This is a genomic window from Bdellovibrio svalbardensis (genome assembly GCF_029531655.1).
In the GTDB taxonomy this organism is placed as follows: domain Bacteria; phylum Bdellovibrionota; class Bdellovibrionia; order Bdellovibrionales; family Bdellovibrionaceae; genus Bdellovibrio; species Bdellovibrio svalbardensis.
The window spans coordinates 596529-610095 of the sequence record NZ_JANRMI010000001.1 but is presented as its reverse complement, the minus strand read 5'-3'; the positions used below and the strand labels follow the sequence as shown (position 1 = coordinate 610095).

Below are 13567 nucleotides of genomic sequence, written 5' to 3'. Positions count from 1 at the left end.
TTTTGACAGTCCAGTCAAAATCAATCTATCCTTTAACCTGCATACACTTCAACTCTGTCAAAGTAGTGATGGGGCAAAATGTAAATCATCGCAGAATGATTTGCGTCGAACTGTAGGCAGGAACAGAACCCACCATGGAAGGAAGGTTCATGCGCACCCAACGAGTCCTTATATTAGATGACGAGTCATCTCTTCGCACCGCACTCTTCAGAGTGCTTGATCGAAAAGGTCTTAATGTCATCACTGCCAACAAAATCGAAGAAGCCAAAGTTTTGTGTCAAGGCGACGTTCCCGTTGATCTTGCTATCGTCGATTTAAATCTCCCTGACGGAGATGGCATTGAATTCATGACTCATTTAAAAGCTCTTCATCCTGCTGCCGAAGTGATCATTCTTACTGGTCATGCCACGATTGAGTCTGCGATTCGCGCAACTCAAAAAGGGGCCTTCCACTTCGTCACGAAGCCTTTCAATCTTGAAGAACTAATGAGCTTGATCGAAAAGGCTCTGACGCATAAGAAGTTACAACAAGAAAACCAGCAACTTCGTTCTGAACTTAATAAGAAATATAAATTTGATCAAATTGTTGGCTCTAGCGACCAGATCCAAGGTGTTTTGCGTTTGATCGAACGCGTGGCAGATTCTGATTCCACTGTCCTTGTGACAGGTGAATCTGGAACCGGCAAAGAGCTGATTGCACGTGCGATTCACTACAACTCCCCGCGTGCTTCCGGCCCTTTCGTGCCTATCAACTGCGGCGCGATTCCTTCTGAACTTCTTGAGAGTGAACTCTTTGGTCATATGAAAGGCGCTTTCACCGGCGCCATCGCCAACCGTGTGGGCCGTTTTGAAATGGCTGACAACGGCACGATCTTCTTGGACGAAATCGGCGATCTTGAACCTTCTCTGCAGGTGAAACTTCTTCGCGCTTTGCAGGAAAGAAGCTTTGAACCCGTGGGTTCAACAAAAACTGTGTCAGTAAATGTTCGCGTGATTGCAGCCACTAATATCAATTTGGAAGAAGCCGTTGACAACGGTCGCTTCCGCGAGGACTTGTTCTATCGTTTGAACGTGATTCCACTGGTCGTTCCCGCTTTGCGTGAACGCAAAACTGATATTCCTTTGCTTCTGACTCACTTCATGGACATCTTCAATAAAACGAAGGGCCGCGGATTGACGGGCATCGCATCAGACGCCTTGGACTGCTTGGTGAATTATGCTTGGCCTGGAAATATACGTGAGCTTGAAAACCTAGTCGAGCGCATGACAATTCTTAAAGGTCATGGCTCCATCGAAGTCAGCGACTTGCCTCCAAAGTACAAATCCAGTCGCACTGTTTCGACAGATGTGGGCAACTTGGAAATCCCTGATAGTGGTATGGACTTTAACACCGCTGTTGATACTTTTGAAAACACGTTGATCCTGAAAGCACTTGAAAAAACAGGATGGAATCGCAACCAGGCAGCCGCTTTGTTGAGATTGAATAGAACAACCTTGGTAGAAAAGATCAAAAAGAAAGGTCTCACTCCACCAAACGAAGTCACACCTACCTAGACAATTTAAAATCTGAATCAGCCCCTGTCCCCCAGGGGCTTTTTCTTTCATTCCGCAAAAGGTGCCAGGCACCTTTTGCTTCACTCAATGTGTCAATATTCGGATCGAGAGCAAACTCCAGCCAAGATTCAGCTCAATAGACTCAAGGATGATATTTGCAGAGCGTCCTTACATTGAGGTGAAGAATGCCCCGCCCTAAACACATCGTTTCTAGTGATTTTCCTTATCACGTCACGGCTCGCTGCCATAATCAGAACTTCTTTTTCGATCTAGAACTTGAGGCTGTTTGGCGAATCATGCAGCGCCACCTCATTGAGCTTCAATCAGAATACAAATTCCAAATTCATGCCTTCCTTTTGATGGGCAATCACTTCCACCTTCTCACGACAACCCCCGACGGAAATTTGAGTGAGGGAATGCACTATTTTATGAGCTCCTCGAGTAAATGCATTAACTTAATGTCGCAAAAAAAGAATCAGGTTTACGGTGATAGATTCCACCGAAGTCTCATTAGAAACGATCACTACCTTTTTAATGTCTTAAAATATACTTATAGAAACCCGGTTGAAGCGGGAATATGCAATAAAGTTGAGGAATATAGATATAGTACTCTTCAAGAATGTTTGGGACTAAAGGAATCGTCTCTCAACTTTAAAAATAGCTTTATAGACAGCCTAAACGAATCGCCCCAAGCCATTCTCAGATGGCTTAATACTCAGCCCAGAAAAGAAAACACCGAGGCGATAAGCAAAGCCCTATTGAGAGCAAATTTCAAACTGGCAAAATGCCGCACACGAAATATGCCCCACCCCTTGGAGCACCAAAAATACTGACACGCCGAGTGAAGCAAAAGGTGCCTGGCACCTTTTGCGGATTATTTTTTCACAAATAAGTGAAGCATTTCGAAGAGAGCATCCATGCCTGCAAGGGCCGTGATGTCGCTGGTGTCATAGGGTGGTGAGATTTCCACGACGTCGCCGCCGACGAGGTTTGGAATTGTGAGGGCGCGGAAGATTCTTTGCACTTCGTAAGTTGTCAGCCCACCTGGCACCGGTGTGCCTGTTCCTGGTGCACAGGATGGATCCAAGTTGTCGATGTCATAGCTAATGTAAGTCGGTGTTTCATCGAAGGTTGGAAGCGTCTTTAAGAAGTCATTGATGTTTTGATTGCGGATCTCGTCCACTGTGATCACGCGAATACCGTGTTTGTTCACGAAACTTAAATCATCGCCACCAGCCAATGGACCGCGGATACCGATTTGCACCATCTTCTTAGGATCAACCAAACCTTCTTCCACCGCATGGCGAGCAAATGCACCATGATGGTATTCACAACCCCAAGCCGCCGGATATGTATCCAGATGTGCATCGAAGTGGACAAATGCCAAAGGCTTTCCATATTTTTTGCGAAGCGCACGCAACACCGGCAATGTTGTGGAATGGTCTCCGCCAACAGATAAAAACTTTTTATTGTGTGACAGGACTTCGCCAACAAATTTTTCAATGCGCTCATAAGTTTGGTTTTGATCGATGGGCACTGTCGGGCAATCGCCAATATCAGCGACTTTGAGTTTTTCGAAGAAGTTTTCCATGCGAGTCATATGAAAGCCACGGCCTAAGGCAGAAACCTCTCTCACTTTTGTCGGAGCAAAACGGGCTCCAGGTCTGTATGAGACACCGCCGTCGTAGGGAATTCCAAAGATTCCAACATCATAGTCAGCGTCGACGGCAACATAAGGCAAACGGAAGAAAGTTTTAATCGCAGAAAATCGAGGAAACTCGCGTCCGCTCAGTGGTTTGTATTCCATATTGACTCCTGATTTATCTACCGACTAGATTACCGCGAATGAGCGCAAAATACGAACACAAAGAGCATCATAAAGACGACCATAAATCATTGATACAGTGGTACAAAAAGAACAAACGATCTCTCCCGTGGCGCGCTAGCAAAGATCCCTACAAAATTTGGCTCTCCGAAGTAATGCTGCAGCAAACCACGGTCGTTGCGGTCATTCCCTACTTCGAAAAATTTCTAGAAAAGTTTCCCACCGTCCAGGACTTGGCTAAAGCTCCCGAACAAGACGTTCTCGAAGCGTGGGCTGGTCTAGGTTATTACTCTCGCGCCCGCAATCTTCATAAGGCTGCCAAGGCTTTGGCTGAAAATGGCTTTCCCGAGACTGCGGCAGAGCTTTTAGAGCTTCCAGGATTTGGCCCTTATACTTCCAGAGCGGTCTCGAGTATCGCCTTTGGAGAAAAAGTCGGTGTCTTAGATGGAAACGTCATCCGCGTTCTTTCTCGCAAGTATGGTTTGAAAACAGAATGGTGGAATAATAAAGCGCGTGCTGAACTCCAAACGATCTCGGATCAGTTGGCAGCCTTTGGGCAATCCGATTCATTGAACCAAGGCCTCATGGAATTAGGAGCCACAGTTTGCACGCCACAAAAAGTCATGTGTGTGTTGTGTCCATGGTCTCAGGATTGCGTGGCCCGCGACAAAAATTTGATCGAGAAATTGCCCTTGAAAAAGCCACGCAAACAAAGTGAGGTCTGGGTCTGGAAACCGCTTGTCGCAATTAAGGACAACAAGGTTGCATTGATTCAAAATGACTACGCCCCTTTTCTGAAAGGCCAATGGATTTTCCCTGGGGAAATTGCCATGGAGAAAAGCAAGCCTAAGGACTATGATGTTAAACATAACATCACCCATCACGATATTTTTATTCAAATCACTCAGAAAAAAAGCCTCGCCGGCCGAAACATTCAGTGGGTAAACTTGAAAGAACTCAAGAAGGTGAATCCATCTTCTCTGTTGCAAAAGGTTTTACAAAAGGTATTCCAAAAAGTTTCACAATAAGTTTCACATAAGGTTGATATATGAAATGGACTTTGAAGATCACTGCTTTGATGGGGTTGCTTTGCGGCTGTTCCCATTTAAGTCTTACCAAAGATCTTCTCTCTCCTGACTATCTGCTTAGCAAAGGTTCCAAGCAGATCACTTTTCAAGGCGACAACGAACACCCTCGTTTTTCTCCGGATGGAACGAAGTTAATTTACGCCAGCCGCTCTCGCCCCCTTCACAAGGGTCTGCAAATCTATGAAATGGATCTGACAAAAAATAAAGAGCGTCGCGTGACGTTCTCGGATGGCGACGCCTTCGATCCCAGCTATGTCAGTGACACGGAAATTCTTTATGCGTCGACCACAGACGAAATCAAAGAAAGTCCTTTCATCAATAAGAGTTTCAATAAAGACTTTCCTCCTTCAGATCTCTATATGAGTGATCGCTTTGGTGGAGAGATCTTGCGACTTACCGAACAGCCTGGCTTCGATGCCGAGGCTTTGTTTGTCCCTCACCCTGTGAAGCCCTTCATTCTGTTCACATCCTATCGTGGCGACCTTATGGGCGTTTATCGCATGGACTTGAAAAATCTTTTTATCAGTCTGATTTCAGCGGATGGAGAAAAAGAGCGACGCTTCCCAACTATCGCAGCCGATCTGAAGCAGATTGCTTTTATCGAAAAAGATAAAAAGACCCAGGAACAAAATCTGATGCTTTTCACCGTCAAGGGCAAAAAGTTGGAAGTCCTAAAGGGCGGCGATGGCTTGTACCGCGATTTGAACTTCGCGCCACGGTCACCCGCGCGTTTGTTCTATAGCGTTCTTCGAAAAGGGGAAAAGCAATACCAAATTGAATCCTATGACTTAGAGAAGAAGTGCACTCAAGTGGTCTTTAAGGGAACAGACTCCCTGTCCCATCCCGTGGTTTCTGATGACCGCCAAGAAAGACTGGCTTTCGTCAGAAACTTTCAAGATAAGAAACAAATTTACATCGTCAATCTTCCTGAGGACCTCGGCCCCTGCCTTGAAGATCGCTCAACTGCAACACCGACGAAATAGCGATTCTCCCCTTGCAAAGGCAAAGGGGGTCTTGTTAGCCTAAAAGGGTGAAAACTTTGTTGCTCCCTTTCTTATTTCCGCTCTCTGCCCTTGCCGCTCCTCATCCCGCGACAAGCACATCTGCATTGACGGCACCAGAACAAGGGCTTTATTTCCTACACAAAGGCTTCACCCTTAAAACAGATGGCAGCACCTGGCTGCCGGTCGCTGAATCTGAAACTAAATTGCTCGACACGGTTCGCTTTGCCTCCAAAGACAAACCACAAGGTGGCTACCTCAGCATCCGAACTGACAGAGTCGCGAAGAGCGCTTCTTTGGAGCTCTATACACGCAAATGGATGCGCGATTATCCCAACTACGGCTTTGAAGTCCTTGCGACGAAACAGTTTTCATTGAATGGTCAACCTGCCTTAATTGTCGATCTGCTTTCACGCACAAAAGGAAAGCAAATACGCCAAGTCGTTCTGAAGAACGAAGATAAAGTTGCCATCATGACTTGTATGGATGCGAAAGAGGCTTTCAGCGCCTCTCTGCAACAGTGCAATCAGATCATCAAGACCTTCCGCTGGACGACACCGGATGCACCGAGTGCACCCGCTATCAAAAAATAATCAGACTACTGTAGCGAATAAGTTAAATTCAAACCGACTGCTCGGTAGTCATATAAACCCTTGGCCACATTTGAATTCGCACCATCCACATAGAAGTCCAAGCCCCACTTTGGTGTAAAGTTGAACATCACACCAAAAACAAAAGGGAACAAGGGTGTGTTCACGCTATTCACTTTGCAGGTGACATCCCCGGTACATGACTTGGTGATATTGATTGCGACATTAAAGCCCAAATAGAATCCCACTGATTCAGACGGCTTGAACATGATATCCACCGGAATATCCAGATAATCCAGATTGTATTGAACCTTGGCTCCAGTGATATCATTTTCACTCTCGATGGGCCTTTGCGTGTACAGCAGTCCCGTGCGAAAATGTGCGACTCCGCCTTCCAGAGGGTGATGATAGTAACCTCCAAACTGCATCCCGGTCTTCGAGTTCGTGGAAATGCTCGCCCCAGCAACATTGCCCGATTGCTGACGAGCTCCCAGCTCCAAACCGTAATCTTTCGCGGCTTGAGCTGTGCCGGCCGCATTGAAAAGAAACATCGCCATTACCAAAAATAACTTTTTCATTCACACCTCACCTCGTTGTTAACGACGGCCACCGCCGCCACGAAATCCTCCACTAGCGCGCGCACCACCCCCGCGTAACCGATCGGGTTGGCTTGCTGCGGGACGCTCTGCCATGCTACTGGGCTGCCTGACAGGCTCTGCACTCCGGGTCTGATGCAGGTTCTCTAACTGACCCGTATTTCCTCGATTTACATCCTCCCAGGCGCCCGGCCCCTGATACTGTTGCCACTGACCATCTGGGTTGCGACGATAAACCTGACCATCATGTCCCGCATAAATTTCATTGCTGCCATGACCTCTGACAAACTTCGTATTTCCGACAGTATTCACATTGAATCCGCGACCACCACTGCCCGTGACAACAGTGTGAGTCCCCCAATTGTGATAGACGTTGGTGACAGAAATATTCACGTAGATTCCGCCCCAACAACAAGAGCCCCAACCCCACGGATACATAATCGAGCCCATGGAGTAGCCCATGTAAAACCCATCCGAATATCCCCAACCATAGCCAACGCCGAATCCATATGTCGCGGGAGCTGGATACCAAGCCGACTCTGAAATATAGGAAGGATAGACATAGCCAGTGCCATACACGATGGTTCCATCTGCAGAAACAAAAGTTCCATGATAGCCCGGCGTATATCCCACGGTGACTGAGTCATCCGAGACTCCATAGATATGCACATAGGTCACATAATAAATTGGCGAAGAGGACGGCATTTTGTAAATGTCATCGGGAACAACAACCGCCACACTCCACGGACCCGCTCCGGAGGAAGATGTAAACCACACTCCATCCTGAACGGCATAGAATTGCTTTTCAGTGACTTGAATGATTGGAGTGTTGCAGTTTTCCGCAAACTTCAAATTGGTTCCCGCAATGGCCGCCCATTTCTGAGCTCCGTCACATTCAATATTTTTTGGCTTCAGATCTTTTTTCACCTCAGCCATTTGAGGAATTTTACTGACGATCTGAGCTTCCTTGGATTGCGGCGATCCGGGAACAGAAACAAGAACTTCCGCCACCGGGCTGGTTGTTGGAATTTTCGCAAAGTCCTTTGGCAAGTCTCTGCCAGAAACGTAACTCCATGGACCACTCTTTAAATTTTTAGCGGTGAACCAACGCCCCGTTACCAGAACAAAATAATCTTGTGTGTTTGAATCTAAAAATATCGAGTTAGGAGAGTTCGCCATATACAGCAAACCCGTTTTTTGAACAGCTTGAAACTTTGGCTCCCCTTCACTCTGCAAAAGCTCTGCGGGCTTGGTAGAAATGTAGATGTCCGGAATCACACTTGGGGCATAAATCGACTTCCCATCTGATGTCTTTCCATCCATCGGATCGATTTTTTTGTTTTTAACCAAGTCATCTTTTATGATCACAAATTTAGATCCTGGAGCTTTTGCAACCTTATAAGGACCCATCAACTCCGGAGCTGAAAACCATCGCCCTATTCCCCAGATGTAATACTCTTTTTTATCTTCATGCATAATGAGAGCACTGGTGTTGATAACTCTTTTTACTTCCTTCGCCCCTTTGGATTCACCCCACACCGGATCCCCGGAAACCATCACTAAAATCCCAGGCCTTGTGATATAGATAAAATTAGGAACGACATTCTTAATATCAGGAGCTGGCCGATCTCCTTCGGAAACCTGCACATCGCGATTTTTAATCAAAGATTGGTAGGAAACTTGGTACTGTTTTCCTGCAAAGATTTCTTCAATCTGTCGTTGCAATTCCTGAACGTCAAATTTGCCAGCCGGCAATTGTACATTTGAGATTTTAATATTGCTCAATGTAACAACATTGGTTTCCTTATTAATTAGCGCCTTCCCTTGAATGCGAAAGCTTCCGAAATATTCCTTTTTATCACGTGAGAATCTGAAAGCAGAAGTGGCAGTCACCATGCCCTCTTGTAAAGAGTCCACTTGCGGCTGAAACATAGTGATGGCTTGCTTATTTTCGAATGAAAATTCTTTGGGCCAAACCAAATCGGTGGAAGCTTTTTTGGCGGCAATTGCCACAGAAATATAGGAGCTAAATAACAAAGCCGTTAAAAGCCATCTCATAGTTTTCCCCCATTGAATCTATCCTAAGGACAGATTCGCAAAGGGGGTATGAGCTTGGGTAAAAATCAAAGTTTTGTGCTTATGTGTTCTTTCGCAACCACTCAGCCATTGGCAAAGCGAAGTATGTGAAGATCACATCGGCGCCGGCTCTGCGCATGGAATACAAAGTTTCCACCATAGCGCGAGTTTCATCAATAAGGCCGTGTTTCGCGCCCAACTTGATCAATCCATATTCGCCGCTGACATTGTAGGCTGCCACGGGAATGTTCGTGTGAGCTTTCACTTTGGCGATGATATCCAGATAACTCAGAGCCGGTTTTACCATTACGATGTCAGCACCTTCGGCAACATCCAGATCAATTTCGCGAAGTGCTTCGCGAGAATTTCGGAAATCCATTTGATAAGTTTTTTTATCACCAAATTTTGGAGCAGAATCCAGGGCTTCACGGAATGGACCGTAGAAACTGGAAGCATATTTTACCGAGTAAGACAAAATTCCTGTATCAATAAAACCAGCAGAATCCAAAGCTTCACGAATCGCTCCCACGCGACCGTCCATCATGTCAGAGGGCGACACAATGTCCGCGCCATTTTGTGCATGGACAAGACACATCTTTGCCAAGATCTCGACAGTTTCGTCATTGACGATAACCCCGTTTCTGACCACGCCATCATGACCATCCGAAGAGTAGGGGTCCAAAGCCACATCTGTGATCAAAGTGACGTCAGGGTACTTATCGCGAATCATTCTCAATGTGGTTGGCAAGAGGCCATTGGGATTTAGTGATTCAGTTCCAGTTTGGTCCTTTTTTGACTCTGGTAAAGCTGGAAAAAGGTCGAAGCTTTTGACCCCCAATTCCACCGCTTTTCCCACTTCCTGAAGGATCATATCGGGACTTTGACGAAAAATTCCAGGCATGGAGGCAATTGCTTGCATTTGACCTTTGCCTTCGCATAAAAACAGGGGCAAAACGAGCTGAGAAACGCGTAATTCTGTCTCTGCCACCATTTGGCGCAGGGCTTCAGATTTGCGATTTCGTCTCGGTCTTTGAGTGAGCTTCATAATACCTCCACCTGGGGTTTGAATCTTGGTTTAGATGACTAGCGGCAGATGACTTTTCGCACGTGGCGATGACATTTCAATGACACTTTAATGAAAGTTTACTGATACACCTAATACCCATGGAAGATATACTTCTCGTTCACAGAAAATCCAATCGAAACTTTTCCGAGGCCCTGCAAGACGCCGCGATCTGGAAAACATGTTTGCGCAAAATTCTTTTTTGTCGCGAAGACGAGTTGAATAATTTTTTGGATTACCTGGAACCCGAAGACAAAGTTCTTCGCGGCGAAGAGGCTCTTACACTTCTTCTGGAAATTCTTTGCGGCCTGCATTCACCCATCGTGGGTGAAACGGAAGTGCTTGGGCAGTTCCGTGCATTTGTCGAATCACGCAAGCAAATTAAAGACGCACTTTTCTCTGACAGCCAGAAATGGTTGAACTTCATAACTTCTGAAGTAAAGAAAACCCGTTCTGAGCATCTTGTTGGTATTGGCTCACAAAGTTACGGCAGCCTTTTACGTCGTTACACGAAAGATCTCGATTCAGTGACGATCTGTGGTTCCGGCCAACTCGCTCAAGAGATTCTTCCTTGGGTGGCTCATAAAAAATCAGTTCAAATTATTTGTCGCAATCCCGCAAAGCTTCAAGCCTTCGCAGAGAAATACGACAATCTGACAATTTCTACATACAACGAAGCCTTTGTTCACGGCGAAGCGATGGTGATCGCAGCGCCGGTCGGTGATGCACGTATTCTGGAACTGTTGGGCAAACAAGACACTCGCCCTCAAGGAGTGTTCGACTTGCGCGGAGAAGACAATAAACTTGCCGACCTCGCCCACGCTCAACATCCACATGTTAAAGTCATGAGTCTTCAACAATTCTTTAGTGAAATTGAAGAAAACAAAAAAGATACGCAAACCAAGCTAGAGACAATCAAAGCATACCTGCTTGAGAAAGCTTTAGCCTTCACGCAAAGAACAGAGCTTCGTCCACTTGGTTGGGACGATATATGCGCCTAAAAATTTCCGCACGCAAAAGTGATTTGGCCCGCCTCCAGGCCTATATGGTTGGCGACTCTTTAAAAGCCCAAACTCCCGGTTTAGAAATTGAGTACCGCTTCAAAGAATCTTTAGGAGATAAAAACCTGACGGATGCTCTTTGGCAGATTCCCGAAAAAGGCGTCTTCACCGAAGACTTCTACGGCGAGCTGATCCGTGGCGAGACCGACATGGTGGTGCATTCCTGGAAAGATCTTCCGACGGAAGTAAAAGCCGACACCGCAATCGTGGCAACTTTGCCGCGTGCTGATCAACGTGATTTGTTATTGGTTAAAAAATCTCATTTTGAAAAGCTGCGCACCTCAAAAGCGATGCGCGTTTTCAGCTCCTCACCTCGTCGCGAATACAACCTCACAGGCTTTTTCAAATCTCATTTGCCGTTCCATCTGGACAGTGTGAAATTTGAAAGTGTCCGTGGCAATATTCCAACACGTATTCGCAAACTTCTTGAGGCGAACGAAACTGACGGCTTGATCGTTGCGAAGGCGGCTCTGGATCGTCTTTTGACCGCCCCACAGGAAGAGTTTGCCGATGTTCAAAAACTTCTGCGCGGTTATCTGGATCAGTTGGAATGGATGGCATTGCCTCTTTCCATCAACCCCAACGCCGCAGCTCAAGGCGCCTTGGCGGTGGAAATTCTTGCGACCCGTTCAGATATGCGCGAACTGCTCTCCAAGATCGATCATCCTTCGACATTTGCCTGCGCCGACAAAGAACGCAAAGTTTTGGCGAGCTTTGGTGGCGGTTGCCATCAAAAAATTGGCGTGGCTGTTTTGTCCCGTCCCTACGGCGAAATCACAATCCTCAAGGGTCTGACAGACGCCGGCGTGGTTCTAGATAAACGCGAGCTCATTCCTCACACACCTGTGACAAAATATTCTTCTGAGCAAATGTGGTCTGGTGAAGTCAGTGCGGAACGCGCGGCTTTAACTGATTGGACTTTGCCAAATGGCACGAACGCCCTTTATGTGGCACGAAGTGAAGCCTGGCCTGAGACTTTGCAGGCTGGCACTCACTATGTTTGGACAGCAGGTCTTAAAACATGGAAATCCCTCGCGCAAAAAGGTATATGGGTTCATGGCAGCTCAGAGAGCATGGGCGAACAAGAAGAAGCGCGCTTGGACATCCTTGCGGGTGTTCCTGTGAAGTGGGCGAAGCTTTCTCATGACTCCGGCTTTCAAGAAGACCATAAAGTCATGCCGTTAGTTGCGACTTACACTTTGCACACGAAAGAGAATTTCAAATCTCTTTCTGGCAAGGAAACGTTCTTCTGGAGCAGTGGCAGTCAGTTTTTGGCAGCCGCAGAACAAGCGCCAGAGATTTTAAAGAAACAACATGCCTGCGGTCCTGGCAACACTCACAAAGTGATTCAACAGTATCTTGCAGAAAAAAATATGTATGATCCTTCCTGCTTAAGAATTTTCCTGGATCAAGAAGACTGGAGACAACAATGCACAAAGTAACATCTGAAGAACTCTTCCAACGCGCTTTGAAAGTCACACCTGGTGGCGTTCACTCCCCTGTTCGATCATTTAAAGGCTTGGACAGAGCACCTGTTTTCTTCAAACAAGCTGAAGGCGCCTTCCTGACTTCTGTCGAAGACAAAAGATACATCGACTTCTGCCAAAGCTTCGGTCCATTGATTTTGGGTCACAGAGATCCCGAGGTGGCTGAGGAAGTTCATCGCATGGTCGACACAGCTTGGACCTTCGGGGCAACAGAGATTTATTCTTTGGAATTGGCAGAGTGGATTTCCACGACTCTTCCATTCATGGAAAAACTGCGCTTCGTATCTTCTGGTACTGAAGCTGTTATGAGTGCTTTGCGTGTGGCACGTGCTGCCACTGGCCGCGGTAAAGTATTGAAATTTGAAGGTTGCTACCACGGACACGTGGATAATCTTTTGGTAAAAGCTGGCAGCGGACTTGCCGGAGCGGCAGCTTCGTCTAGCGCCGGCATCTCTGCGGAATTGGCAGCTTTGACTTTGGTAACTCCGCTTGATGATGAAGAAAAATTGGCGGAAGTTTTCCAAACTCATGGAAAAGATATTTCTGCGGTCATCATTGAACCGCTTCCTGCGAACTATGGCTTGTTGGTGCAACGACCGGAGTTCTTGAAAAAAGTGGCTGAACTTTGCGAAAAGAATGGCAGCTTGTTGATCTTTGACGAAGTGATCTCTGGTTTCCGCGTGGGCCTTGGCGGCATGGTCGAGAAAACCGGCATTCGCCCTGACCTTGTGACTTATGGAAAAATTATCGGTGGCGGTTTCCCTGTGGGTTGCTACGGCGGTAAAGCAGAATACATGAACATGGTTGCACCAAGTGGGGATGTTTACCAAGCCGGCACTTTGAGTGCGAATCCTATCGGGATGCGTGCGGGTCTAACGACTCTTAAAAAAATGCAGCGTTTGGATGGCTGGAATGTCCTTGAAAAACGTACGGCGAGGTTCGCAGAAACTTTGCGTGCTGGTTTCGCAAAGAAAGGTCTTCCTTTGAAGATCGAGCAAACCGCCTCTTTGTTCTGGATCCATGGCAACACGACTTCAACTATTCGTACCATTGAAGCAATTCCTAAGGATCAAAGCGCGACCTTTAAGAAGTTATTCCTCAAGGCTTTGGATAAAGGTGTTTACCTGGCTCCCAATGCCTATGAAGTCGGCTTTGTCTCAATGGCTCACTCCGATGAACTTTTGGCAGAAGCTGCACAAATCATTATCGATTCCGCAGAGTAATTAA

12 protein-coding genes are annotated in these 13567 nt (G+C 46.6%); 8 read left to right on the top strand and 4 right to left on the bottom strand.

The genetic code is table 11. The features are described from left to right. Window positions 1-149: 149 nt before the first annotated feature. Window positions 150-1553 carry a sigma-54-dependent transcriptional regulator gene (locus NWE73_RS03020; protein WP_277576794.1) on the top strand — a complete coding sequence of 468 codons (1404 nt, stop codon included), beginning with the start codon at window positions 150-152 and terminating at the stop codon, window positions 1551-1553. Between the two features lie 185 nt (window positions 1554-1738). Next, a complete protein-coding gene (locus tag NWE73_RS18100; protein WP_407652925.1) occupies window positions 1739-2386 on the top strand; it encodes a transposase in 648 nt (215 codons plus the stop codon). Window positions 2387-2427: 41 nt separating this feature from the next. Here the strand turns inward: NWE73_RS18100 and speB are convergent, their stop codons facing one another. After that, window positions 2428-3360, bottom strand: coding sequence for an agmatinase (speB, locus tag NWE73_RS03015; RefSeq protein WP_277576793.1), 933 nt, complete (start codon window positions 3358-3360; stop codon window positions 2428-2430). A 38-nt stretch (window positions 3361-3398) separates the two neighbouring features. On the opposite strand from speB, the gene mutY reads away from it, so the two are divergent. From mutY to NWE73_RS03000, 3 genes are read left to right on the top strand one after another with little or no spacing between them, the layout of a single operon-like run. After that, the gene (gene mutY / locus NWE73_RS03010; RefSeq protein WP_277576792.1) at window positions 3399-4406 is read left to right on the top strand and encodes an A/G-specific adenine glycosylase; all 1008 of its coding nucleotides are present in this window, start codon (window positions 3399-3401) and stop codon (window positions 4404-4406) included. Window positions 4407-4426: 20 nt separating this feature from the next. Beyond that, on the top strand, window positions 4427-5449 hold the full coding sequence (locus tag NWE73_RS03005; RefSeq protein ID WP_277576791.1) for a TolB family protein: 1023 nt from the start codon (window positions 4427-4429) through the stop codon (window positions 5447-5449). A 47-nt stretch (window positions 5450-5496) separates the two neighbouring features. Next, window positions 5497-6060, top strand: a complete 564-nt coding sequence (locus NWE73_RS03000; RefSeq protein WP_277576790.1) for a hypothetical protein — start codon at window positions 5497-5499, stop codon at window positions 6058-6060. A 5-nt stretch (window positions 6061-6065) separates the two neighbouring features. Here NWE73_RS03000 and NWE73_RS02995 read toward each other — a convergent pair whose 3' ends face one another. The 3 genes from NWE73_RS02995 to hemB form a co-directional block, all read right to left on the bottom strand. Beyond that, complete coding sequence (locus NWE73_RS02995) at window positions 6066-6635, bottom strand: outer membrane beta-barrel protein (RefSeq protein ID WP_277576789.1); 570 nt, start codon at window positions 6633-6635, stop codon at window positions 6066-6068. Window positions 6636-6653: 18 nt separating this feature from the next. Further along, window positions 6654-8711: a hypothetical protein gene (locus NWE73_RS02990; protein WP_277576788.1), complete on the bottom strand. Its 2058-nt coding sequence runs from the start codon at window positions 8709-8711 to the stop codon at window positions 6654-6656. A 79-nt stretch (window positions 8712-8790) separates the two neighbouring features. Next, complete coding sequence (gene hemB / locus NWE73_RS02985) at window positions 8791-9774, bottom strand: porphobilinogen synthase (protein ID WP_277576787.1); 984 nt, start codon at window positions 9772-9774, stop codon at window positions 8791-8793. Window positions 9775-9893: 119 nt separating this feature from the next. On the opposite strand from hemB, the gene NWE73_RS02980 reads away from it, so the two are divergent. Genes NWE73_RS02980 through NWE73_RS02970 form a run of 3 tightly spaced genes read left to right on the top strand, consistent with a single transcriptional unit; the run spans window position 9894 to window position 13563 of the window. Then, a complete protein-coding gene (locus NWE73_RS02980; protein ID WP_277576786.1) occupies window positions 9894-10793 on the top strand; it encodes an NAD(P)-binding domain-containing protein in 900 nt (299 codons plus the stop codon). Further along, on the top strand, window positions 10784-12295 hold the full coding sequence (hemC, locus tag NWE73_RS02975) for a hydroxymethylbilane synthase (protein ID WP_277576785.1): 1512 nt from the start codon (window positions 10784-10786) through the stop codon (window positions 12293-12295). The genes NWE73_RS02980 and hemC overlap by 10 nt, the downstream gene beginning before the upstream one ends. After that, on the top strand, window positions 12283-13563 hold the full coding sequence (locus NWE73_RS02970; protein WP_277576784.1) for a glutamate-1-semialdehyde 2,1-aminomutase: 1281 nt from the start codon (window positions 12283-12285) through the stop codon (window positions 13561-13563). Before hemC ends, NWE73_RS02970 begins: the two co-directional genes overlap by 13 nt. Window positions 13564-13567: the final 4 nt, after the last annotated feature.

Coding starts and splice junctions, on each gene's coding strand:
- NWE73_RS03020 (WP_277576794.1), top strand. CDS start 150: ATGCGCACCCAACGAGTCCTTATATTAGATGACGAGTCATCTCTTCGC.
- NWE73_RS18100 (WP_407652925.1), top strand. CDS start 1,739: ATGCCCCGCCCTAAACACATCGTTTCTAGTGATTTTCCTTATCACGTC.
- speB (WP_277576793.1), bottom strand. CDS start 3,360: ATGGAATACAAACCACTGAGCGGACGCGAGTTTCCTCGATTTTCTGCG.
- mutY (WP_277576792.1), top strand. CDS start 3,399: ATGAGCGCAAAATACGAACACAAAGAGCATCATAAAGACGACCATAAA.
- NWE73_RS03005 (WP_277576791.1), top strand. CDS start 4,427: ATGAAATGGACTTTGAAGATCACTGCTTTGATGGGGTTGCTTTGCGGC.
- NWE73_RS02995 (WP_277576789.1), bottom strand. CDS start 6,635: ATGAAAAAGTTATTTTTGGTAATGGCGATGTTTCTTTTCAATGCGGCC.
- NWE73_RS02990 (WP_277576788.1), bottom strand. CDS start 8,711: ATGAGATGGCTTTTAACGGCTTTGTTATTTAGCTCCTATATTTCTGTG.
- hemB (WP_277576787.1), bottom strand. CDS start 9,774: ATGAAGCTCACTCAAAGACCGAGACGAAATCGCAAATCTGAAGCCCTG.
- NWE73_RS02980 (WP_277576786.1), top strand. CDS start 9,894: ATGGAAGATATACTTCTCGTTCACAGAAAATCCAATCGAAACTTTTCC.
- hemC (WP_277576785.1), top strand. CDS start 10,784: ATGCGCCTAAAAATTTCCGCACGCAAAAGTGATTTGGCCCGCCTCCAG.
- NWE73_RS02970 (WP_277576784.1), top strand. CDS start 12,283: ATGCACAAAGTAACATCTGAAGAACTCTTCCAACGCGCTTTGAAAGTC.